Annotated in this window: 30 protein-coding genes; 3 read left to right on the forward strand and 27 right to left on the reverse strand. The window is 43.5% G+C overall.

The window, feature by feature from the left end; genetic code table 11:
* Positions 1 to 109 precede the first annotated feature (109 nt).
* From AC3RPL_RS26620 to AC3RPL_RS26630, 3 genes are read left to right on the forward strand one after another with little or no spacing between them, the layout of a single operon-like run.
* Positions 110 to 487 carry a hypothetical protein gene (locus tag AC3RPL_RS26620; protein WP_490742164.1) on the forward strand — a complete coding sequence of 126 codons (378 nt, stop codon included), beginning with the start codon at positions 110 to 112 and terminating at the stop codon, positions 485 to 487.
* A complete protein-coding gene (stbB, locus tag AC3RPL_RS26625; protein ID WP_490742206.1) occupies positions 468 to 1,169 on the forward strand; it encodes a StbB family protein in 702 nt (233 codons plus the stop codon). The genes AC3RPL_RS26620 and stbB overlap by 20 nt, the downstream gene beginning before the upstream one ends.
* 16 nt (positions 1,170 to 1,185) lie before the next feature.
* On the forward strand, positions 1,186 to 1,686 hold the full coding sequence (locus AC3RPL_RS26630; RefSeq protein WP_490742167.1) for a hypothetical protein: 501 nt from the start codon (positions 1,186 to 1,188) through the stop codon (positions 1,684 to 1,686).
* A gap of 639 nt (positions 1,687 to 2,325) precedes the next feature.
* Here AC3RPL_RS26630 and AC3RPL_RS26635 read toward each other — a convergent pair.
* From AC3RPL_RS26635 to AC3RPL_RS26765, 27 genes are all read right to left on the reverse strand, one after another.
* Complete coding sequence (locus AC3RPL_RS26635) at positions 2,326 to 2,505, reverse strand: DUF7706 family protein (protein WP_490742208.1); 180 nt, start codon at positions 2,503 to 2,505, stop codon at positions 2,326 to 2,328.
* 36 nt (positions 2,506 to 2,541) lie between these two features.
* Entirely contained in the window at positions 2,542 to 2,859 is a 318-nt protein-coding gene (locus tag AC3RPL_RS26640) for a CcdB family protein (protein ID WP_490742168.1), read from the reverse strand.
* Positions 2,859 to 3,104 carry a type II toxin-antitoxin system CcdA family antitoxin gene (locus AC3RPL_RS26645; protein WP_490742169.1) on the reverse strand — a complete coding sequence of 82 codons (246 nt, stop codon included), beginning with the start codon at positions 3,102 to 3,104 and terminating at the stop codon, positions 2,859 to 2,861. The genes AC3RPL_RS26640 and AC3RPL_RS26645 overlap by 1 nt, the downstream gene beginning before the upstream one ends.
* Before the next feature lie 300 nt (positions 3,105 to 3,404).
* The gene (locus tag AC3RPL_RS26650; protein WP_006122538.1) at positions 3,405 to 3,581 is read right to left on the reverse strand and encodes a hypothetical protein; all 177 of its coding nucleotides are present in this window, start codon (positions 3,579 to 3,581) and stop codon (positions 3,405 to 3,407) included.
* 73 nt (positions 3,582 to 3,654) lie between these two features.
* The gene (locus AC3RPL_RS26655; RefSeq protein ID WP_490742171.1) at positions 3,655 to 3,873 is read right to left on the reverse strand and encodes a hypothetical protein; all 219 of its coding nucleotides are present in this window, start codon (positions 3,871 to 3,873) and stop codon (positions 3,655 to 3,657) included.
* Positions 3,874 to 4,412: 539 nt separating this feature from the next.
* Positions 4,413 to 4,916, reverse strand: a complete 504-nt coding sequence (locus AC3RPL_RS26660) for a hypothetical protein (protein ID WP_490742172.1) — start codon at positions 4,914 to 4,916, stop codon at positions 4,413 to 4,415.
* Positions 4,900 to 5,196, reverse strand: a complete 297-nt coding sequence (locus tag AC3RPL_RS26665; RefSeq protein ID WP_490742173.1) for a hypothetical protein — start codon at positions 5,194 to 5,196, stop codon at positions 4,900 to 4,902. Before AC3RPL_RS26665 ends, AC3RPL_RS26660 begins: the two co-directional genes overlap by 17 nt.
* Positions 5,197 to 5,261: 65 nt before the next feature.
* Complete coding sequence (locus AC3RPL_RS26670; protein WP_490742174.1) at positions 5,262 to 5,831, reverse strand: hypothetical protein; 570 nt, start codon at positions 5,829 to 5,831, stop codon at positions 5,262 to 5,264.
* 52 nt (positions 5,832 to 5,883) lie between these two features.
* A complete protein-coding gene (locus AC3RPL_RS26675; protein WP_490742175.1) occupies positions 5,884 to 6,408 on the reverse strand; it encodes a J domain-containing protein in 525 nt (174 codons plus the stop codon).
* A gap of 415 nt (positions 6,409 to 6,823) precedes the next feature.
* Positions 6,824 to 9,163, reverse strand: a complete 2,340-nt coding sequence (locus tag AC3RPL_RS26680) for a type IA DNA topoisomerase (protein ID WP_490742176.1) — start codon at positions 9,161 to 9,163, stop codon at positions 6,824 to 6,826.
* Positions 9,164 to 9,172: 9 nt separating this feature from the next.
* On the reverse strand, positions 9,173 to 9,502 hold the full coding sequence (locus AC3RPL_RS26685) for a hypothetical protein (protein WP_490742177.1): 330 nt from the start codon (positions 9,500 to 9,502) through the stop codon (positions 9,173 to 9,175).
* Positions 9,503 to 9,506: 4 nt separating this feature from the next.
* Positions 9,507 to 10,082, reverse strand: a complete 576-nt coding sequence (locus AC3RPL_RS26690) for a DNA topoisomerase III (protein WP_490742178.1) — start codon at positions 10,080 to 10,082, stop codon at positions 9,507 to 9,509.
* Positions 10,083 to 10,340: 258 nt separating this feature from the next.
* Positions 10,341 to 10,556, reverse strand: a complete 216-nt coding sequence (locus AC3RPL_RS26695; protein WP_490742179.1) for a hypothetical protein — start codon at positions 10,554 to 10,556, stop codon at positions 10,341 to 10,343.
* A gap of 3 nt (positions 10,557 to 10,559) precedes the next feature.
* Positions 10,560 to 10,934 (reverse strand): hypothetical protein, encoded by a 375-nt coding sequence (locus AC3RPL_RS26700; protein WP_490742180.1) that lies wholly within the window; start codon positions 10,932 to 10,934, stop codon positions 10,560 to 10,562.
* A gap of 10 nt (positions 10,935 to 10,944) precedes the next feature.
* Positions 10,945 to 11,532, reverse strand: coding sequence for a DUF6012 family protein (locus AC3RPL_RS26705; protein WP_490742181.1), 588 nt, complete (start codon positions 11,530 to 11,532; stop codon positions 10,945 to 10,947).
* A 12-nt stretch (positions 11,533 to 11,544) separates the two neighbouring features.
* Entirely contained in the window at positions 11,545 to 12,282 is a 738-nt protein-coding gene (locus AC3RPL_RS26710; protein WP_490742182.1) for a hypothetical protein, read from the reverse strand.
* Positions 12,283 to 12,323: 41 nt separating this feature from the next.
* Positions 12,324 to 12,632 carry a TrbM/KikA/MpfK family conjugal transfer protein gene (locus tag AC3RPL_RS26715; protein WP_071988837.1) on the reverse strand — a complete coding sequence of 103 codons (309 nt, stop codon included), beginning with the start codon at positions 12,630 to 12,632 and terminating at the stop codon, positions 12,324 to 12,326.
* Positions 12,633 to 13,070: 438 nt separating this feature from the next.
* Complete coding sequence (locus AC3RPL_RS26720; RefSeq protein ID WP_490742183.1) at positions 13,071 to 13,538, reverse strand: thermonuclease family protein; 468 nt, start codon at positions 13,536 to 13,538, stop codon at positions 13,071 to 13,073.
* Entirely contained in the window at positions 13,535 to 13,747 is a 213-nt protein-coding gene (locus tag AC3RPL_RS26725; RefSeq protein ID WP_490742184.1) for a P-loop NTPase family protein, read from the reverse strand. The genes AC3RPL_RS26720 and AC3RPL_RS26725 overlap by 4 nt, the downstream gene beginning before the upstream one ends.
* A gap of 24 nt (positions 13,748 to 13,771) precedes the next feature.
* Entirely contained in the window at positions 13,772 to 14,224 is a 453-nt protein-coding gene (locus tag AC3RPL_RS26730) for a lytic transglycosylase domain-containing protein (RefSeq protein WP_490742209.1), read from the reverse strand.
* 5 nt (positions 14,225 to 14,229) lie between these two features.
* Entirely contained in the window at positions 14,230 to 14,844 is a 615-nt protein-coding gene (locus AC3RPL_RS26735) for an A24 family peptidase (RefSeq protein WP_490742185.1), read from the reverse strand.
* 2 nt (positions 14,845 to 14,846) lie between these two features.
* A complete protein-coding gene (pilM, locus tag AC3RPL_RS26740) occupies positions 14,847 to 15,272 on the reverse strand; it encodes a type IV pilus biogenesis protein PilM (RefSeq protein ID WP_490742186.1) in 426 nt (141 codons plus the stop codon).
* 11 nt (positions 15,273 to 15,283) lie between these two features.
* Positions 15,284 to 16,669 carry a shufflon system plasmid conjugative transfer pilus tip adhesin PilV gene (gene pilV / locus AC3RPL_RS26745; RefSeq protein ID WP_490742187.1) on the reverse strand — a complete coding sequence of 462 codons (1,386 nt, stop codon included), beginning with the start codon at positions 16,667 to 16,669 and terminating at the stop codon, positions 15,284 to 15,286.
* Positions 16,666 to 17,613 (reverse strand): ATPase, T2SS/T4P/T4SS family, encoded by a 948-nt coding sequence (locus tag AC3RPL_RS26750; protein WP_490742188.1) that lies wholly within the window; start codon positions 17,611 to 17,613, stop codon positions 16,666 to 16,668. The genes pilV and AC3RPL_RS26750 overlap by 4 nt, the downstream gene beginning before the upstream one ends.
* Positions 17,614 to 17,662: 49 nt before the next feature.
* Positions 17,663 to 18,166 (reverse strand): type 4 pilus major pilin, encoded by a 504-nt coding sequence (locus AC3RPL_RS26755; RefSeq protein ID WP_490742189.1) that lies wholly within the window; start codon positions 18,164 to 18,166, stop codon positions 17,663 to 17,665.
* Between the two features lie 112 nt (positions 18,167 to 18,278).
* Complete coding sequence (locus tag AC3RPL_RS26760) at positions 18,279 to 19,346, reverse strand: type II secretion system F family protein (RefSeq protein WP_490742190.1); 1,068 nt, start codon at positions 19,344 to 19,346, stop codon at positions 18,279 to 18,281.
* Positions 19,343 to 20,878 carry an ATPase, T2SS/T4P/T4SS family gene (locus tag AC3RPL_RS26765; RefSeq protein ID WP_490742191.1) on the reverse strand — a complete coding sequence of 512 codons (1,536 nt, stop codon included), beginning with the start codon at positions 20,876 to 20,878 and terminating at the stop codon, positions 19,343 to 19,345. The genes AC3RPL_RS26760 and AC3RPL_RS26765 overlap by 4 nt, the downstream gene beginning before the upstream one ends.
* Positions 20,879 to 20,881: the final 3 nt, after the last annotated feature.

A 20,881-nucleotide genomic window follows, 5' to 3' on the forward strand; every position in this document is an offset into this window, starting at 1 on the left:
TGCATTAGATTGCATTGCAAGGTTAAGTTGTTGCATTAGCTTGCACTACATTGCATTAAGTGCAGATAACCGATTAAAATGGAGCCATTCTCAACACATGGGGTAGAACATGTCAGACTGGCGTAAACAACCTAGACAGGGGAGAAGTCAATTCCTGCCACGGCTGGACGAGATCAAAAGTCGTCTTTCACTTGGCGAAACTCAGAAAATGATTTTTGAGTCGTACCCTGATTTAGAAATGAGTTACCCGCAGTTCACCCGGTATGTAAAAAAATACTGCCTCAGTGAAATAGAACGGGTAACGAAAGTACCACCAGTGAACAAAGCCGAACCTGAGCAAACGAAATCAAGTGATGGACGAGCGGTAGAACAGCCGAGAAAGGCGATCAGAAATCCAGGCGACCTGAAGAAACTTAGATCGCAATCCATCGACTTAGAAGAACTTCAAAATTCAGCAGGAGAAGAAGATGAAAGTAGCAATTCTTAACTATACTGGCACCGTTGGAAAAACAACCGTGGCAGCGCATCTGTTATCACCACGCATGAATGGCGCTACCATTTTCGCCATTGAATCCATCAATGAAACAGCCGAAGGCTTGGGGATTGATGTTGAAAAAATGAACGGCGACAAATTCCGTGAACTGTTCAAGAAAATAATGTTAGAAGACGACGCAATAATTGATATTGGTGCATCAAACATTGAAGACTTCATGAATAACATGATTAAATTTGATGATTCCCATGAGGAATTTGATTATTTCGTTATCCCCGTAACATCTGGAACCAAAGAGCAAAAAGAAACAATTCAAATGCTGGATACGCTCGCAAGTATTGGTATCCCTGCTGATAAAGTGAAAGTGGTCTTTAATCGCGTTGATGTGGATGTTGATGATGAATTTCCATTCATCATTGCACGCCATAAAAAAGAAAAATCGTTTTCTTTAAATAAAGAGTGTGCGATTTATGAAAATGAAATCTTTGATGCTTTATCTATTAAGGGTCTGACCGTCGATGCTCTGCTTGCAGATAGCACAGATTATAAAGCGCTCCTTAAAAATAAAGAGGCCAGCGCGAAAGACAGAAACGCATGGGCTGATATGTTTGGCCTCAAATCACTTGCTAAAGGCGTAAAGCGCAACCTTGACGATGTTTACGCCAACCTCTTTTAGTCTTTAAGGAGTATTCATGCAGGATGAAATCAGAGCACCTAAAACGGCGCGTGATGCTCTCCTGATTGAGCTGATAGGTGATTTAGGCGTACTTCACGACAATATAAAATCACTTCCAGAAGCTATCAATCAGGCAACAGCAGGTTCAATCGAAACTATTGCTAATGCAGTCGAAGAGGCGGAGAAAACCGCCTCAAAACTGAGTGAAAGCATTGAGCAAAAAAAAGAGGCGGTTTTAGTTGATCTGAAAAATTCAGTAAAACAAACTCTGGATGAACACGCTGTTAGTGTATTTTCCGAACTTGAAGATAAGGTTAACGGGTTACAAAAGAGAATTGCAAATTTCGAGCTAGCCGACCCAAAAAGCAGAAGACTAAATATTATTCTCGCATGTACACTTGCCTTTTCCCTATTATTGTCAGGTTCTGCTATATTTGCTGTCTATAGCGCGGCAAAATCTACAATATCCGATCTCAACATGATCATTAGTTCGCAAGAAAAATCCCCCTCAAAATAACCACCATAGCGGGCATTACGCCCGCTAAATTCATCGCTTCATTTATAACTCAATAAGTCTCTAAACGTCAGTTCCCGCTGGTCACAGCCGTTAAGACCCCGGAAATCACGCTCAGAACGTCGAAAAGCGCCGTCCTGACCGCTCACCGGGGCTTCGGCCTTAACTCAGCAGTAACATCGCTGTAAGCCCGTTATGGCTTTGCAGGGAGGAGGGGCGTATCTGCTCACTTTCAGTGATCGTAACCGGCTGCGCCGGGTTCAGGCGCGGTTTTCACAACAGAGCACTATTTCAGAGCCGTTCCGCGCCTCCATGCGCTAAGCGCATCACCGGACAGGCTGCGCACTGCTCGCCAGTCTTACGGCCAACCATCACAGCCACACCCGGAGTGCCAGTAATACCGATCCTAGCACCATGCATCGAGGACGGATTTCTCCAGCATTTTACGCGCAGCAGCTGCGGCGGACCATAAAATATCACAGATTTTTTGCAGCCTAACGGATGACTAACGCCCCATTCGGGGCGAAGCTCAGGAGGGTAAACTTGGATTATTAACTACGGTCAATTGTACATCATTTCAGCGTGAACAGGCGAACCATACTAACTTCGAAAGCAGCTTTTCACTGTTTTTTCCCTTCTCAGTTATCTGGGGCTAATCCCGGACTCAGCCAGCTCGCGCATAACAGCATTTACGCCATCCATCATCAGATACGCTTCATCTTCTGAGGTGGAACGTTCAGCGCAATCCTGATGCGTTGTACGCTTGCAGAACTGCGCCAGCGCCCATGCTACATTCTGGTCTAGTTCTAACGTTAATGTAATTTTTTATCTGAGCACATATAATTATTCCTCTTTATTTTAAATACCTAAAATCATCATATCAATTGCAGAAACCAGTTGATCACGTAAATGTGAAGCATCCATAACCGCATCTTCAGCTTTCAGGTTTTTTACATCCGTTGTCGTTATCATGGTAGCTAGCACTACATAATCGACCTGTTCGATTGTAATAACCGGCGTTAACGCTTTTACCTGTGAATTAGAGTTAGCCTTCGGTGTTAAAGGCATAACCAGGCGAGTATTAAGATGTGCAAGCATATCTGCCTGCACATCAATAAAGTACGGGTACGCCTGTTTGTTCCGGGATTTATTTTTGTAAACTGCAAACTGTTTCACTAAATCACCCCGAAATTTTCATCATCTGAAAAAAGCCCGGTCTCTTCTACAAAGCTGTTTAACGCCTCGATACCAACCCGGTTTTCTGCGATCCAGCGTTCACGCTTGCGTTCCTTGACGGCCACTTCCAGCGCCTGGTTAGATATCGCAGAAACGTTTAAGTCCAGCTCTTTGGCCTCTTCAAGCAAACCAGCATTTAAGTACACGTTAGTACTGCGTTTTTTTTCAGCTACGTTGGTTCTCATTACAACCTCCTGCACATAAATTATGTGCATAATTATAGCGCACAAAAACAGAACAACCAATGCCGTAGTAGACGGGATTTCTCCCGCCAGTTTAGTTAGTGCGCATACCCTCTAAGGTGCTCTAACCACCATCGTAACTCATCCCATTCATGAGCTTTCATCGCAGGGATCTTTACCTCCCAGCCCTTTACAAGTGCATCTGCGATGTTTACAATTTTGTTCATTGACATAATGATTACTCCAATAATTACTTTGTCATGCGGTATCAGGTTGTTAGCGCAACCTGATACCACCCCAAGATTAATCTTTCATAAAACTTTTTAGAATTTCCTCCTTTGCTTTTTCTTGTTCGCTTGGTGAATAAGCGAAGTTATACCAGCCTTTAATATTTGCGATAATTTGTTTGTCATTACAGCCACATCGTTCAATCCAGAACTTGACATTACGTTTTAAAGAAGCAATTGCTGTTAATTCCATCTTTTATCTCTCAGATTTGATATTAATTAAAATTAACCAGAGGCTTATTAGGGGGATTACTCCCCCTATATATTTAACAGGAAAAATGCTTAATTACGTGGAGCAGCTCAGCAGTATCTTTAGCTAAATAATATGTAGGATCAGATGCTGCGTTATCCATCAAATCATTAAATTTGAGAGTCAATTCGACACCTTTAGCATAAAGGTCGAGTTTGGTGATTTTTCCGGTCTGGAAGTGAGTGATAGCTATATGTGCTTCTTTTTTAACGTCTGCGATTTTTTGGATTTTCATTTGTAGCTCCTGGCCGTTCGGCCTTCAGGGAAAGCACCGCGCCTTCCATGTAAACAATATTACACGTTATAACGTGTTTTATCAAGATGAAATTCATCAAAAAAACTCTTTTTTTATGCCCGCAGGGCATGGGAGGCACGGAGTGCCGGAGACCCCCCGCAGCGCTACGGCGCGAGGACTTAGACGGCATTACGGCTTCAGCCGTAATAAATCCCTCTCACTACTAAGCCGGTTTTTGGTCGTTCCGGCAGCACCGGGGCTTCATTGCGTCCGGCCCGCCCGGCTGAGCGGGCTGTGTGGCGCTTCAGCGACGCACAGGACGTGATTTGTCCGGGTGTTGGGGAAAGGGGACGCGGGCGGCCCCTTGAGCCTACAGGCGCGGTTCTGTGAACTTACAGGTTGGTCTTTGCTATCTGACACTAGCGATAGCCCGAAACCGTGAACGGATTCGGCGTAGCTTGCCTGATAGCAAATGCCATCAGGTTAGCGAAGTGTGGCAAACGACCCGGCCTGTGAGCGGGGAGCCGAAGGGAGCCTGATTAACAGGTTTTTTTAGCCAGTTCAGCCCGCAATTTGCTGTTATCGGACTCCAGATAAGTGATTCGATTTCTGGCCTTTTCCAGTTCTTTAGATAATACAGCCACCGGAGACAAGTCACCTTGCCCGTTATCCATATCAGCTACAAAATCCTCCCTAAACGCCAGGATTGCCGCATCAAGAGCATTTTCCAGCTCAACCACTTTTGATGGAAGCTGTATACGCTCAGTCAGGCATTGCGCCAACTCCACAGCTATTTTTGCTGCCTCCTGAGCGGGAGTCTTCGCATCATCAATGCGTGGCAATAACTGGTAGTCAGGATGCTCATTCAGCAACAGCAAAAGCATATATGTTTCACTGACTGATACGCGATTAGTATTCTGCTCTTTATCCTGCCAGGAGCGCAGAGACAGACCGAACAACGCAGCCATTTCTTTTTGTGTGCGGTTCAGAAACACCCGCGTACGCTGTGCCAGTTCACCCCTGTAATCAGCTTTCAGATCCATGTTCCTGAGACTCCTCTAGAAAACGAATAAATTCACGTGTCAGTTTTGGTAACGGAAAGTCGCTTACCCGGATAAAGTCGCCAACGTTAAGGTAAAACTCCTGATTAAGTACCTCGATACGCTCTTCTTTCGCCCCGGATGCCCGTTCTGCTTTCGTCGGGTTCGTCCGATCAAGCACCAGATATTGAAGCCGATACTTGATACCGTCACTTTGTACCGCCAGTGACTGAGAAATCCGGGCCGTTTCGCCCCGACGCCTCGCAAAAAACAAATCTTTCATGCTCCTATGCTCCTGAAGCAGAGCACCCAAACAGTGGGCCGCGGGGCATCCCCCACGGCTCACTGTCAGCGCCCCAGTGTTGATAAAAATCCAATCACTTTGATTAGCTGGTCTTTGCTGAGATCGCCCAGTTTAAGCCGATACGCTTTACCGTACATCTCACACACATCACCCGAAATCCCTCCAGGCGTTTTGATATGACACAGCACATCATAGTAACCACCATAGTTTTGTACCTCGACCAGCTGCCCGACCAGGTTGATTAAAATCCGCCGATCATCCTGAATCTTTTGTGCTCCGGCTCGGTCAGCTTCGAAATACGCGATTTGCTTTTCTGCATCAGGTAAGATCTTACGGCGTATATCCTGAGCAATTCCCCAGGGGTCGCGCATTGGGGATACTGTGCAAGCTGAGTAACCGCCAGAACTACGCGCAGACCGAGACCGGACGCCGCCAGTTAAATGAATCCGGTCTTTTTCAATACGTGCAAAGATGGAATAATGCCGAAAGGCTGGATTGACTAGGTTTATCCGGTATGCATCTTCTGTACGTCTGTCTATCTTCCAACCATCGCCCAGGAACGTACAAACCCGGTTAAAAACAGCTTCATAGCGTGAAAAAAATGTTTTTTCCATATCATCCCCCTGCAACGTCAAAAGAAGGGGGCTTACATGCCCCCTGCGGCAATCAGGCGCGGCGTTCTACCGATTTACGTCCATCGGCCTTACGCTGGCCGTAAGTGCCATACATTTCACGGATTTCATCCATTGAATGCTCTTTACGATTGCGGCTGGATTTATGTTCCTCCGGGCGATAAAACCATTGTTTTTTCTGCGACGCCCATTTACACCCTAACGCTTTTAATGCTTCTTTATGCGTCTTGGTATCGCCAGAGATCCAAACCCAATTACCAATAACCTCAAAAATAATATCTGGAAGATTATTTAATTCTGTTAATACTTGCTCTAACTCCTCGCCATAGTCATAACGTGCATTATCATCAGTTGACTGGTATTGATTAACCTTTTCGAAATTAGCCATCAAAAAATCAAATGCCGAATTAATTGCTTTCATGATTTCCGCAGCAATCGGATTATCTTTATTCCGATCAGGATGATGTTTCAGTGAGGCCTTTTTGTAGGCTTTCTTAATTTCTTCTTTGGTTAATTCACCGGATAAACCAAATACATTTAATGCTTCCTGAATATTCATTTAAAACTCCTGGCCGTTCGGCCTTTAGGGAAAGCACCGCGCTTTCCATACAAATAATATTACACGTTATAACGTGTTTTTACAAGATAAAATTCATCAAAAAATGTTTTTTTATGCCCGTAGGGCATGGGAGGCACGGAGTGCCGGAGACTCCCGCAGCGCTACGGCGCGAGGACTTAAACAGCATTACGGCTTCAGCCGTAATAAATCCCTCTCACTGCTAAGCCCAACATCTACGGAATTAAACGCCGCACAGCTGCCCATTTAAGCCTGTCCCGGTGAGCGGGCTTTCCGGCGCATGGCGACGGGAAGCGCGTGATTTCCGGGCGCGTGGTGCGTCAGCTTGCTGACGTGCCCGCGTGGCTGTTCCTCCAACTCGAAAAAAAAGGCTTCCTGAAGGAAGCCTTTTTAATAATTATTTTTTCCTGAACTCAAAACCAAGTTTGCCTGTAGATTTATCCTGTAAGGTAACTACAGCGTCAAATTTTTTCCCGGCTTTGCTGGTAAACCCTTTAATCTCACTGGATTTGCCTTTTTTTATCACCGTTTCTACCTGACTTTGTGTCAATTTCTTGCCGGAAAACTCAGACCAGATTTTGAACTCACAACCGGTACAGAAAAATCCTTTTGGCCGGATCAGGATTTCTTTGCTGCATGAAGGGCAGGGGACATTGAGCCGGGATATAGAACCTTCAACCCTAGATTTTGCGTCCATATCCGGCCTGCCGTCTTTGTCAGGGAACGTTGTCTTACATTCAGGGTAGCAGGAACATCCCCAGAAAAAGCCATTCTGCCCCTTACGCTTACGCAAAAAACCGTTGTTACAGACAGGGCAGGGGGTGCCATTAGCAGAAATGTTAATCCCATTTTTACCCAGATCACTAATTAATCCGCTGATGTACTTATCGGTTTCATTAACAAAATCTTCAACGGTCATTTCTCCGGCTTTAATCTGAGCCTGTTTTTCGGCCCATTGTGCAGAGATATCCGGTTTAATAACCTCATGGGGAAGGGCGGCGCAAAATTCCTGCCCCTGTTTCGTGGTTTTCCAGACAAGCTCTGAATAACCTTTCTCTTTTTCGATGGAAATCAGCCCAGCATTTGCTGCCAGCTTTTCCAGAATCCCCGCTCTCGTTGCTTCTGTACCAATACTACCACGGTCTTCGCTGCCCTCGTCTTTGGCCTCCAGCGCTTTACGCAACACCGGATCATCAATAAATTTCGCGGCGCGGGTCATTGCCGCCAGTAGCGTTGATTCAGTGAAATACTTCGGCGGTAAAGCTGGTTTTATATCGACGGAACCGGACTCACACAGGCCAGTGTCACTAAATTTCAGCGAGGATAAATCAAATCCGGCCTGTTCGGTGTCGTCGGTGACTTCATCATCGCTTTTTTCCGCGCTCCCCAGTGCTTCCCAGCCTTTCTGAACCGTGACACTCTGCGTGGCGGTAAAGGTATCCCCTTTGATATCAAAATGTACCTTCGTTTTGTTACGGATGGCATCAGGCCAGAACAGGCCAATATAGTGCGTGGCAACCAGACGGTATACGTTCTTTTCCTTCTCGCTTAACTGAACACCGGCTCCGCTTTTCGTGGTCGGTACGATAGCGTGATGAGCTTCAATCTTACTTGCGTTAAAGGCTTTGTGCTTCAGTTCCTTATTCATTTCTGTGGTCGCAGTCGTCAGTTCCGGCAACGTTGCGCTGATAGCAATGGCGATATCACCCGCCTGATAATAATGCTCGTCGGACAGGTAACGGTTATCTGTGCGTGGATAGGTCAGCAACTTATGTGTTTCATACAGGCCCTGCATGATATCGAGCGTTTCTTTGGCCTTGTAGCCGTAACGTTTCGCACAAATCTGTTGCAGGGTGGAAAGGTTAAGCGGCATCGGGGGTTTTGTATTTTCCGGCTTGGTGGTGGCAATCGTCACGATGGCCTCTTTGCCTGTGATACGTTCCGCAATATGTTTCGCCTGGGCTTCTGAAATCAGACGGTTTTTGTCGTCGATCTGATCGCTTTCAGTTGTCTGATATTTCGCTTTTACCTGATTTCCGTTCATCGAAAGTGAGGCAAAAACATCATAGTAAAAACTCTCACTATGATTCTGGTTTGCCAGCGTGCGCATATTCACCAGGCCGAGAACGGCGCTCTGCACCCGCCCCACGTTAAGAACGCCCTCATAACCTTTCTCACGGCCTTTCAACGTACAGCCCCGCGTCAGCTTATAGCCAAAGCTCTGATCACACAGTGAGCGAGCCAGAGCACTATTTGTCATGCCACTGAACTTGTCGCCAGGCTTCATAAGCTGCATATTCGCAAGCGCTTTTTGTACTGGTGCAGGGTTAAGATCAGAAATGAGCAAACGCTCAACAGGTTTTTTATTCCCGGCATGACCCAGGATTTCATCAACCAGTAAACACCCCTCATCATCAGGATCGCCAGCATGTACAATACTGTCAGCCTTATCAATAAGAGAAATGATAATGCCTGTTTGTGCCTCAGATTCAGGCTTTATTTTATAGGTTGGCGGATATACTGTTTTCATTTCTTCTAAATCACTGAAGCGCCATACCGCAAATTTAGGGTCGTAGTCCTGCGGGTCGGACAACTCCAGCATATGACCATAACACCAAGTAACAATATCGGAACCATGTTCAAAGTAACCGTTTTTCTTTTCTATATTAGGATTGCCGCCTAACCCTTCAAAAATCGCTTTAGCTAATGACGGTTTTTCTGCAATAAAAAGCCTCATAAGTATTCCTTAAATTAATTCTGACGCATTAATTTCATGATGAACCAGTTCACCACCCAGCAAAACAAACAAATAAGAGAACGTTTTACCTTTATCAGCCAGCCATTCTTTATAAGCTGAAAGGACAAGCTGCCAGTCGGCTGTACCATAATGAGATTCGATAACCCCTGTCTGACAACGGCGATTTTCATCATATTTTTCACCAGAAAACACCATTCCCTCCCCTGAAATAGCAAGGTAGTGACCGCTGTCATGCTCTGGAAATGGCGGAGTATCAACCTCCATTGTTCTGTAATCGACAACAGTCGTGCCGATAATGATCGTTGTGATAGTCGTCATTCATTTATCCTTTGCATCGAATTAATTTGTTAGCGCAGCGAATAGCTCTTTCTTCTGAAATTAATCGTTTCCAGTTGTCTTCATTGATCGGCTCCTTAAATCTCATTTCCACTCCGTTAAAAGCAAAAATGCCTTCCCGGTTGAGGATATTGGTTGCGACATCCCATTCTGTCACCCGCAAAAATGCCGTTACCGCGAAACCTGATTTCGCTGCAATTTTGGAAACAATACATTCATCCGATTTAATTAACGCAGCAAAGGGAATGATTTTTTGATGCCCAATGGAGATAACAGAAAATGGAAAGATTGAATAAAATGCAATCTGGTGACAGTACTGACCATAGTCATCAATAGCGGCCAACCAAAAATTCTCCATTGAATTTAACTTTCTATCAATGTTTTCATCTGGCATTTCAGGGTTTAACAAATACCCCCCGTAACATAAATAATAAGGGTGTTCAGATTCGCAAAAATCCGATAGTTCTTCAATCGGCTTATCTTTCCAGTCTTTCAACAAACTAAACTCATTGGCATCAAGTAGAAACTTTCGATTTCCAACATCAAACAGTGCATATTGCATAATATTATCCCTCGACTTCTTTTAGCCACTTTCTACATATTCGTGTTTACATGCCTGATATGCTCTACAGAACCCAAAACCTCCAGGCTATCAGGGGCAACTTTGCGCCAGTGATTTTTTTGTACAGAACCATAGCTCCTGTCCCAGCGATGCAACCTCTTACCGTCCTGGAGAATACACACCATCCGGTTTTCTGGTGTGCGTAATGACTTCATCACTTTGACCAAATCATTGTCGGGATTAAATTCAATCAGGGATTCACATCCGTGATTTGATACCACGAGGATTTTTATTGTCATAACCATGTCCAAGAACACTCATGTAATTAATTCGCAAATACTCACTCCATGCATACTGAGTATTTTTATCAATGTATTTACCCTGTTTATCCTTCTCCAGACTCCGGTTGCAAAAAGCACTTAGCGACTTTTCAAAATCTGTGGCAAGTATTTTATGATCGGGAAAAGTTGTCATCACTCACTCCTTCACTAAAAGCGGGAAACTGATTCGTACATCGCTGACATCGTTATCGAACCATATTTCAAAGAAGTCATGCGTTTGTTCGTAAAAACCATTATCCAAATAGAATCTTTCAGCCTGTTCTTTTTCTTTTGTGAAAGCATGTTGCATAAACGTAATGATTTGTACATTACCCGGATCAACAAATCCCATCACATACTGTCTACCTTCTCGCTGAAAAGAGTTTTGCCAGTCTTGAGAATCGGTAAAAAACTTTTCAAGAATAGCCAAGTCGGATTTACCTGTAAAAAACAAGCCAGACAATGAGCCGTAATCACCAACATGCAAATCAACGTAACAATCATGAGTAAAATCAATACTACTGAAATCCATAACAGTCACCTTATATAATAATTGCTTGCTCCGGCGAGGGCAGTCGGCTGAACAAAGAGAAATCAGTATTTAGCCGTTCGGACTGAATGGTATGCAGTAACAGTCTTTCCTCTCTGGATAACAGAAAATCACCCCAATCGTACTCCTGCCAAACATCGAGTGTTTCTTCACCCGGTTTATTTACGAAGGACTCCATTTTAGGTTGAACTCTGACTGGTGCCCAATTTTCATAGGCTTCATGAACTCTGCTTTTCCACTTATCGAAACCACCATTCAACATTATGTCCTGTGAAACCATATCAAACTCATTATCTTCAATATAGGTTGTCACGCGATGATTAATCATCCCCATATCTTCTATATGCCACTGGTAGTCAGCAGTAAACGATTTGAAGTGTTTATCAGTTTTTAGTAAAAGACCATTTATAGCCTTTCTTCCTTTCCGCATACCAACCCAGATATTTTTATTTGGGTGTGGTCTGCCCGTTGACAGTGCATCACCTTCAATTCTGAAATCCAGTTCAGGAATAACTATTGATTCAAGATGACATTTGTTTGCCATTAGATGAAAAAGTTTTGGGACAATGTGCAGATACATGATTATTTTCCTCTACCAGCCATAAGGATAAGCAGGAAACGTTAACCAGCTTTCCAGCAGATATTCTGTTTTTTTGTTCCAGTAGAAGTAAAATCCCCGTGAGTTAAAACATACCGGATAATTATCAATCTCTCCGATGTTTTGTGCTCCTTCAAATAAAGGATTAACATAGAAATCAACTTCGAAAGAATCCGTGAGATTAGAAGCCACAAAATCCTTACGAGATAGTTTTTTTATATTGTCACGTTCATCATCAAAGCCTACCGTTCCGCCAGTAAAAGCTCTGTGCTCAAAATTACTCCATGTAAGTTCATCTAATGAATCGACATGCTTTTGTGTAATTTCCAGAAAAGATCTTTTAACTGTTTCCTTATCATCATAGTTAGCCTTTTCTGGGAAGCTGATAAGAAACTCAGCCGTTTCGCCCTGATCATGATTGAATAAAGGCTTTAACTCGTCCTCGTTTTCAAATTCTTTCTTGAAAGCCTCAATATCACGAACGAAACATGACATGTAGTAATATCTGTCAGTCTGGAATAGTCCTTGTAAATCTTCACCATGAAGCAAAGCAAACTGGCATATGCGATCATATAAATCCATTACCTTTTGATAATTTTCATCAGGGACAGTTATCTCTACCTCAGCCGCGCTTTCAGTCATAACTGAAGTAACATAAACATCCGCACTGACAAGCACCTGCCCTATGCATATACGATTATTAAAACGCTCTTTATCGGATTCAGTCATCATTATTTTATTCCTGTTTGTTTTTCTGGCTGGTAAATTTTCACCTATAGCTTAACTTTTCCATATTTCTGCAAAACCTTATCGACATACTGACTTACGCCATAAGGTGCAGGACATTCATTGTTTAAAAAATCTTTTCTGGCATCAAAGGTATGATTTGGCAAAAATGAACCATGCTTTTTCTTTATAATATTAAAAAAAGTTTTCTCTGCATCAGAACAGCCATCTCTACTGGAGCCATTCATTTTCCCCCAAAGACAGAGAGTAACTTTGCAGGGATCATCAGCTAAAGCTGAAGATGCATATAAAAAGCAGCTCAAAATAGATACGCTAAAAATTAAATTACGTTTCATACAGTTATCCTTTCATTAATTAAGTCTCTAAACGTCTGCTCCCGCTGGTCACAGCCGTTAAGACCCCGGAAATCACGCTCAAAACGTCGCACAGCGCCATTCTGACCGCTCACCGGGGCTTCGGCCTTAACTCAGCGGTAAACAACGCTGTAAGCCCGTTATGGCTTTGCAGGGAGGGGGCTGGGGCAGTGACCACACAGCAGCGTGCGTGGACGTGCTGCCGTGGCTCTGGTCAGATACGGTGGCAGTGGGTGCATTATCCCCGTTCAGGGGAGCAAGGCCCGGCGGTTTGCTTTCTGTGCTTCATATCAGCTACGGTGTGCCGCCTTCTATGCGCTCCGCGCATAAAAAGAAGCATTTGGATTTCTTGTAAAATGTAACCGTGACACCTTCAGAAATTTATTTCTGTGGGTGGAGGGGTTGGACAAGCGCAGCGCGTCAGTTCTTCCTGTGTCGCCACTCCCACGGAGGTATCGGGTTACTCTCAGACCACAGGCCGCGCCTCTGCTCCTGAGCTTCTTTTTGTAAAGCCGGTAGTGCAGTATCTGCGTTGTACTGGTCATATACCCACGCCGCGCCAGAAATGATCTGGGCGCGATTAACATTGACATATTTCGTTTCCACAAGCCCAAGAACACGCCCGTAACGATCTGTCTGCGTATACGTCACCTTGACTTGTTTCCCTGCGACAAGCTTTTTAAGCTGGTTTGCCGACCATGTTCCAAAAGGTTGTATCTTCTCAGGTGCATCAATGTTTGCCAGGCGAATCCTGACAGGCTTGTTATCTTGCAATACTTCAATGGTATCACCGTCCAGAACGTGTATGACTTTTCCATTCAGTTCGGCTGCGTGAACAATCACAGGACAAAGAAAAATTAGTAGTGAAAATAACTTTTGTATATTCATTTTTTGTAGTTCTCATTGATTTTCCATTCATCACGAAGAAGATCCATAACTTCAACTGTATTTCTATGAAGAGGTGAATAAATAGTCCCTTCGTGACCAGCCATTGCACCATAGAGATATTTTCTTATTTCATAGACGGCCTCTTTTGAATTTCCAACAATGATTTTCTCAGGTTTGCAACGCATAGATTTTTTGATTAAAGGTGACATATTGAATCCCTTGATTAGAATTTATTAACCTTCTCCGGTTAGTGCAAGATACTTTGCATAAACCTTTTTTGCATATTTCATGCGGAATGGTGCATTAGCCCCTTTAAATCCCGCATTATAAGCACCAACAGATTCCCAATTAACACCATTAGATGAAATGTTCTTGGCAAGAATCCATGCCCCGACATAGATGTTTTGGCATGGTTTTTCCAACAGATCGTTACGAGTAACCCCCATACCATTTAACACTGGAAACCAGGATGAATTTATTTGCATCAAGCCCACATCTTCACTAATAACCTTCCCTCCCTTTTTATTATAACCAATCGCACCGGGATTCATGCCGCTTTCAACTTCTGCGATTGCCAAAAGCAACCGATGGTCAATTTTAAATCTTTCGGATGCCGACATGAAACAGCCATGAAATTCGTTGTGATGTGAAGTCGTTGCATATGCTGAAATTACGTTCCCTACCATCATTACTAAAATAAAAATAATAATGCGCATAGTTGATACCCTACAAACACAGGAAAAAGACAGGTAATAAATGGTACTTCTTTAACTGTTCGTGAAATTGATATCCCAAGACCAATGCTAATCAGCATGACGGTTGCAGCGTATTGGGGGGCAATCCAGACAGCTAAAGCCGGGAACAGGTAAAAATCCCCGCTGCAAACACACGCTTTTCCTTCTCTTATATAGCCTATGATTTGCATTATCACTACTGGCATAACAAAAAGAACTACACTAAGTATCATTTCTCCATCTTTAGTTATTTGTGGCGATAGCAGGCTGACACTTAAACAAGAATAAATTAGGCAATCTGGAACCCAGCGCGTCATCAGGTCAGTATAAGCCACATATCCAAGAATCAAAACTACGCCGGAAAGCCACATATCCCTACCGAGGGGAAATATAACGCATGACGGAATTATGCATATAACAGAGTATATAATACTGAATTTTGTTTCTTGGTTTTCATTCTTCAGTTTTTTACTATCGGTTATAACCTCCTTCTTGGCCCGCTCATATAAATATGGAAGTGATTTTGCTGCGATAACAGAAAACAAGACAACCATAATAAAGCACACAATCATAACTATCTCACATAGACTATATACCCTGAACCTATAAAGGCAGGTTTTTGGATTTTACCGGACACAGTATTTATATAAGTTGCATCAGAAACACCAACAGAAGAACTGTTCGCGGTCCATTTCATAATCTCTCGCATCATCCCTTTTGATGCTGGAGTATATACATATCCTACACCACTATTAATAACCATCTTGATATTGCCGCTTTTTGGCAACCATGTTGGTATGGTTACAGAAGATGTCACATCGCCTGTAGCGCTGTTATTTTTCTGATAATAGTCATCAAAGGCACTTACATAATTCATGAACTGTCCAGCTCTGGACTCTTCGTCGGTATTATCCCATGTGTTTTTATTATCAGCGCTAATTGAAATAATGCCAGCAACAGATAAAGCAATACAGAAAATAGCAAGCATTGAGTAATTCATAGTGAATATACCTATTGAGCCTTGATAATATAAATTACTGCTGTATTTTTGGGGCGAGTTTCACTGGAGATTCTAGCTCCGCCCCATAACGTATTAACATCCCCCGTCCTGTCCGCATATGTCCTGACTTCTTCACCACCCGGTGTATTTCGAGTTGGAGATCCAGGAACATTGTCATGCAGACTCGTCTCGGTTCCTGCAATATGTGTGTGATTCTGTAAAGTGTCCTGCTGATAGCTCAAAATCCCTCTACCAGTATCTGTATCACGCCCAGCACCGCGATCAAGCCCCCGTAAAAATACCCCTCTGAAATCCGGCACCTGACCAGACGGATATTTCGTTGCCAGCTCTGTATATGCTGATTTATTAAACGCCTGACCGTTACATTCAAGCCATCCGGAAGGGATACTGGTTGATCCCCAGATTGCGATAGTGCCAACCGGCACACCTGAGCTTTTAGTCCACTTGCCGTTAACACATGGCACCGAGTCCCCGGAGCTGTCCTTACCAATGATGCCTGAAGGTGAACAGGCTCCTCCGATCGTTACCGTCTGTGCTGGATAGATATACCTCCCCTGGACTGTACCAGCACTGGTTACGTTACCGGAGGCACTGACCGTTCCTGCGGTGAGAGTTCCGCTTACCTTCGCATTTGTTGCATTAGCAGTAGTGGCCGTTAACGTGCCAGTTGTAACCGTATTGGATATCGTCGCATTTTGTGCATTTATCGCAGCAGCATTATTAACATCGTTACCGCCCATATTAAGGGCTGTACTCATGGTGTTCAGCTCCGGATGGCCCGGAACCGCTTTACGATAGAGGTAATCGTTCGATATCGCGCCGTTTTGGTAAAAACCAGCAATCACTATATGTCCGTCACCGGGATTAAAACCGCCAAATGCCGACAGATTCTCACTCCACGCCCCCAGCGCTCCTTTCGCGATCCCTCCTTCAATGTAACCACCGGAAGCACCAATTTTCGTAGCAATATTTCGCGCCTGGCTGAGTTTTAACTCAACGCCACCTGTGAGAAATGTCATTACATGAAATTTCCCCGTCGCTGGCTGGAAGATCTTTGTCTGATAAGTAGCCGAAAAATTATTCATGCTGGAATAACCAGCCGGGAGATAATTGGCACTAATCAATATAGGCACAGTCAGAGTGAACGGTGACGTTGCCGTTGCGCTTGCAGAAATAGCCGTGGCGTTATCCGAGATATATTTATTGACGGCTGTCTGTACAGTTCTTGCCTGCCCTGCCGCCACCGTATTTCTGTATTCATTAACAGTCCACACAGAAGCCGGGATAATGATAGCGGTAAGGACAACAAATAATATACCCAGCGCAATCACCGAGTCTGAAACCTGATATATCCCTTTCTTTAACTTGCTTCTCATCTGTTACTCCCCGGAAAATCATATGCGATGGATTTAAATTGGTCGCTTAATGACTTGAGATTTCCTGCTGATATTTTTGCTCGGATGGTATCAGCGCAGGTTGCATGTCTTAAATTAAAACCTGATATTTCCACACTGCGTCTGGAAATGAGATTATCAGCACTGACGGTGTTCATTACCTGATGAGCGACCACATATAGCGTACTGGCTACGTGATTCCTGGCCCCCGCATTAAACTCTTCGCAGAACATAATGTATCGCTCTATCGCTTCCTGAACAGAGGACGCATGGATTGTTGATACAACAAACATGCTCAGGCTGGCCTTCAGAACTTCATGTGCGGTCGCACCATCACGGATTTCTCCTAGCAGAAATGAAGATGCCCCCATACGAAAAGCTTTCTTGGTTGCTGATGCGTAAGTCTCTTCACCACTTACTTCAAGCTGAATACAGCGCCCTTCGCCATGTCGTCCCATGAGTACGGTTTCAATAGGGTCTTCAATTGATACCCCCAGATTACCGGTAAACGCAATGCGACGACTCAGGATTGCCGCTGCTGAAGTCGTTTTCCCCGATCCCATTGCCCCAGCAATCAAAAAAAGACCTGTGATATGCGGTACTTCTATAGACATTCGTAATGCAGAACTAAGCGGTATTCTGTCAACAGGTAAGACACATTCTGGTGTCTGTCTAATAATCAGATTGATGCCACTAAATAGTGTAATCGTAACCCTGTAAAGGCGCGTATCATGGAAGACAGAAAATTCTGTATTACTGGTTTCATTAAAACGCTCAATGCAAAGTTGTTTGAGATTATCCACATCCTCAGAAAGATAATCAGGCACTTTGGATAAGAAAGAGCTTGCCCCTTTTAATCCTTTTATCTCAACGTAATCTTGACCTATATAGAGATCAATAAAATCGTTATCTTTTAATTTCTGCATGGTTACGTCCGGACAACCGCCCTGAATCAGGGCGGTATTTATGGTGATATCAGGATTTAGTAGTGAAAATGATTGTATTGGTATCACCAGTACAGGCTGCGGTTGCATCAGCAGCGGTAACTTCTCCCGTAAACGACTGGTTATTGATCTTCGTGGAAGACATATCAGACGTACCAAGCGACTGCGCCAGTTTGATGCAGTCCTTAGAGGAGAGATCGGAGTCAGTCACTGTAAACCCTACACCATTACCTTTCACGGCCACAATACCACCAGAACGGTTGTAGATTTTACCTCCCGAAACCGTAACGTTGTTCGGTACGGCACCCGATGCAATCAACGAGGCAGAATAATCAGTTGTGCCATAACCATTGCTGGCCCTGAGCTGGCGAGTCTCATTAATCAATGTGCTAACCAATGTCACCTCAGTTGTAGCGTACAATTTATAATACGCAACAATACCGACAGAAAGAACCACGCCGATAATTACCAGCGAAATACCTAACGAGGTAACGGAGTCCGTAATATTCGCAATACCACGTTTCAGAGTTTTCATTTTAATTCCTTATTTTGATTAAACAACATAAAATTCAGCCATCAATAATCAAATAACTATTGATAGCACTATGGGAAATTTAGATTAATACTTACTGATACCCTGTTTCTGTTTAATTAAAGAAAAAAGCTCTTTGGATAAGATCAAACATAACAACAATCAGTAATGAAATAACAATACCGCTGGCGAATAGACTTAGGATTCTTACTCTGTCTCCTGTTTTTTCAACATCAGTTATCGTTTTATCAAGCCACCGTTCCGCGAACCGATGCAAAGAAGCCGCAGGATTTGATGTTTCAAAAAGGCTCTGCATCTTGATAATCGCATCCTCACCTGGAAACTCATACCCGGTAACATCCAGAGCCATACCTAAGTTTTGCTCTCCGGACTCAATGGCTCTCATTGTGGCTTCAAGGCGTTCAGCCATCCAGTCTGACTGGCATGATTCAAACATCTTCCTGATTGTCTCCTCCATAGAAATACCGACTGAAAGCATGGCATTTACATTCAGAATAAACGTAGCCCCATGTAAACGACGATAAATAGAGTATGGCGGCAATCTGTCAGCATAAAACCTTAAATTCCCTGTCCAAGTTGGCAGACTCTTACTGACAACGTAAACAATCCCCCCAATGAACAAAATCATAATCCAGTAATAACTGGTTATTCCAATAAATATATAATAAATAGCAAGCTGAAAACCATTCCATTGTGCTAACGGCACTGATTGTTTCAATACCGGAACAAGAAGAATACAAAAGAGTGAAATAATACCAAGCGCCAGTGAAATCATATATGCAGTTATCATCACGGATGAACGAACCGCAGATAATATTCGTGATGTTCCATCAGCAACTGTTCTGGCATTAGTGAAGCCATCAGCCGTTCTGCCTGCATTATCACATGACTCAATAATACTTAGCTCTTGTTCAGGAAGCCATTCTTTAAATGACTGTGCCAGCGTATAACCTGCCGCAAGGTTCTCACTACACTCTTTTAATATTTTAGCAATAGGATTGCCCGGATTTTTTCCTCGTCGGGTATAACTTTCAATCAGTCTATTAAAAGTATCCTCAGCGCTAACACCATCAAGTAGATACTGACAAAAACTATCGTATATTTCCCTTCTGTCATTTGCACTGAACGTCTTTTGATAAATAAATCGTTCAAACCTGTTCATAGGAACTTATCATCCCTGTCAAGATTGCAGATAGATTTATGTGTAATTACAGGGTCAATAACGCCGTCATTGATGAGCTGTATAGCATTCTGACACAGAGTAATTCCCCCATTCTTACGCCAGTATGAATATGCTGCAAACTTACCTTCTTTTTCATACAAACGCATAAACTCATAATCAGTTTCGATTACCTCAAAAACTCCGGTCCTGCCTTTTATTCCCGTATGATTGCAACATTCACATCCATCCGTGTTTAACAGATAAACGTAGTTTACAGTGGTATATTTATCAATAACCCCGTGAAATAAGTTATCTACACGATGGCGATTTTCCACATAGCTTAATTTGCATTCAGGGCAAAGCTTCTTAACGAGCCGTAATCCGATAAGGCATGTAATCAGCGTTGCATCAGTAAGCAAATCCTGATCGACCCCCCATCTTCGAAGCCTCTGAATAATATCAATGGGATGATTAGTATGTATCGTGGTTACAACGATATGCCCGGTCTGAGCCGCCTCAATCACGCCGTTACCCGAAGTGTTATCCCTGACCTCACCAATATAGATACAATCTGGATCAAGTCGCATCAGGTTAGACATGGATTTTCCCCACGCCCGCCCCATTTTTGAGCTATCGCTCCGGTCAGCAATAATCAGCGGCGTCTGAAATGCTCCCTCTATAGGCGACTCTATGGGATCTTCTACAGACAACATGTTCATGCCGGGGTTTTCCGAAGTGTAGATTTCCGCCATGCACTGACTCAGCGTACTTTTACCGTGACCTGTCGGCCCACTGGAAAGAATTACTCCCGCAGGCTTCGCCAGTGAGCGCTTAATGGCGTTCTGCTGCGCCTCGCTTAAACCCAGCTCGCCTAACGTCAGAGATTGCTTTCGTCTCGATATCAGCCTGATAACAACAATTACCTTACCGGAACTCCCTGGACGGCTGGCAAAACGTCCTGTACTTAGTCCATAAGCCTGAACGTACTCCTCTCTGATTTTTGCGTCGCAAGGTTCACTGTAACTAAAGGTACTGGCGCTACGTTCAGCACACATCGAGTTGAAAAGTGTCTGAACAAGGCGCTGACCGTACTCAACACTATTTTCAAATTGCTGCATTACATTTCGCGAGCCATCAATTCTGAAAAAAACCTGAGTAAAACTCCCTATTTGAATATGAATGTCTGACGCTCGCATATCTACAGCTTTTTTTATTATCTGTAATATTTCATCCTGAATATCAGTCTGGTCTGAGTCAGTTTCATTATCATTCGTATTGAAAGTGTGATTTATTTTTTCAATAAACTGTCTGTTAGAGTACTCAACAGAATGTTCATAACCTTTCGCACGGAGATTTTTCCTTAAGTCATAAAAATGCGTATTGTTTTGAATGTCATTTACAACATATAAAACATGGTGCTTAGTATTATTATCCAGAATCAGCCGCGCATTCTCCTTAAGAATATCAGGCACAGCGCCAATCATTTTACTTAATGGAATGTAACTATGGGTTTTATCATTTATCTCTGTCATTTT

The sequence above is a fragment of the Erwinia papayae genome (assembly GCF_058241465.1).

Bases quoted from the DNA above. Each gene is read 5' to 3' on its own strand.
- AC3RPL_RS26665 (WP_490742173.1), bottom strand. From the start codon at position 5,196: ATGAAAGATTTGTTTTTTGCGAGGCGTCGGGGCGAAACGGCCCGGATT.
- AC3RPL_RS26655 (WP_490742171.1), bottom strand. From the start codon at position 3,873: ATGAAAATCCAAAAAATCGCAGACGTTAAAAAAGAAGCACATATAGCT.
- AC3RPL_RS26675 (WP_490742175.1), bottom strand. From the start codon at position 6,408: ATGAATATTCAGGAAGCATTAAATGTATTTGGTTTATCCGGTGAATTA.
- AC3RPL_RS26660 (WP_490742172.1), bottom strand. From the start codon at position 4,916: ATGGATCTGAAAGCTGATTACAGGGGTGAACTGGCACAGCGTACGCGG.
- AC3RPL_RS26720 (WP_490742183.1), bottom strand. From the start codon at position 13,538: ATGAATATACAAAAGTTATTTTCACTACTAATTTTTCTTTGTCCTGTG.
- AC3RPL_RS26705 (WP_490742181.1), bottom strand. From the start codon at position 11,532: ATGTATCTGCACATTGTCCCAAAACTTTTTCATCTAATGGCAAACAAA.
- AC3RPL_RS26690 (WP_490742178.1), bottom strand. From the start codon at position 10,082: ATGCAATATGCACTGTTTGATGTTGGAAATCGAAAGTTTCTACTTGAT.
- pilM (WP_490742186.1), bottom strand. From the start codon at position 15,272: ATGAATTACTCAATGCTTGCTATTTTCTGTATTGCTTTATCTGTTGCT.
- AC3RPL_RS26650 (WP_006122538.1), bottom strand. From the start codon at position 3,581: ATGGAATTAACAGCAATTGCTTCTTTAAAACGTAATGTCAAGTTCTGG.
- AC3RPL_RS26760 (WP_490742190.1), bottom strand. From the start codon at position 19,346: ATGAACAGGTTTGAACGATTTATTTATCAAAAGACGTTCAGTGCAAAT.
- AC3RPL_RS26695 (WP_490742179.1), bottom strand. From the start codon at position 10,556: ATGACAACTTTTCCCGATCATAAAATACTTGCCACAGATTTTGAAAAG.
- AC3RPL_RS26645 (WP_490742169.1), bottom strand. From the start codon at position 3,104: ATGAGAACCAACGTAGCTGAAAAAAAACGCAGTACTAACGTGTACTTA.
- AC3RPL_RS26670 (WP_490742174.1), bottom strand. From the start codon at position 5,831: ATGGAAAAAACATTTTTTTCACGCTATGAAGCTGTTTTTAACCGGGTT.
- AC3RPL_RS26685 (WP_490742177.1), bottom strand. From the start codon at position 9,502: ATGACGACTATCACAACGATCATTATCGGCACGACTGTTGTCGATTAC.
- AC3RPL_RS26620 (WP_490742164.1), top strand. From the start codon at position 110: ATGTCAGACTGGCGTAAACAACCTAGACAGGGGAGAAGTCAATTCCTG.
- AC3RPL_RS26710 (WP_490742182.1), bottom strand. From the start codon at position 12,282: ATGATGACTGAATCCGATAAAGAGCGTTTTAATAATCGTATATGCATA.
- AC3RPL_RS26630 (WP_490742167.1), top strand. From the start codon at position 1,186: ATGCAGGATGAAATCAGAGCACCTAAAACGGCGCGTGATGCTCTCCTG.
- AC3RPL_RS26700 (WP_490742180.1), bottom strand. From the start codon at position 10,934: ATGGATTTCAGTAGTATTGATTTTACTCATGATTGTTACGTTGATTTG.
- AC3RPL_RS26730 (WP_490742209.1), bottom strand. From the start codon at position 14,224: ATGGTAGGGAACGTAATTTCAGCATATGCAACGACTTCACATCACAAC.
- AC3RPL_RS26750 (WP_490742188.1), bottom strand. From the start codon at position 17,613: ATGCAGAAATTAAAAGATAACGATTTTATTGATCTCTATATAGGTCAA.
- pilV (WP_490742187.1), bottom strand. From the start codon at position 16,669: ATGAGAAGCAAGTTAAAGAAAGGGATATATCAGGTTTCAGACTCGGTG.
- AC3RPL_RS26725 (WP_490742184.1), bottom strand. From the start codon at position 13,747: ATGTCACCTTTAATCAAAAAATCTATGCGTTGCAAACCTGAGAAAATC.
- AC3RPL_RS26680 (WP_490742176.1), bottom strand. From the start codon at position 9,163: ATGAGGCTTTTTATTGCAGAAAAACCGTCATTAGCTAAAGCGATTTTT.
- AC3RPL_RS26755 (WP_490742189.1), bottom strand. From the start codon at position 18,166: ATGAAAACTCTGAAACGTGGTATTGCGAATATTACGGACTCCGTTACC.
- AC3RPL_RS26715 (WP_071988837.1), bottom strand. From the start codon at position 12,632: ATGAAACGTAATTTAATTTTTAGCGTATCTATTTTGAGCTGCTTTTTA.
- AC3RPL_RS26765 (WP_490742191.1), bottom strand. From the start codon at position 20,878: ATGACAGAGATAAATGATAAAACCCATAGTTACATTCCATTAAGTAAA.
- AC3RPL_RS26735 (WP_490742185.1), bottom strand. From the start codon at position 14,844: ATGATTGTGTGCTTTATTATGGTTGTCTTGTTTTCTGTTATCGCAGCA.
- stbB (WP_490742206.1), top strand. From the start codon at position 468: ATGAAAGTAGCAATTCTTAACTATACTGGCACCGTTGGAAAAACAACC.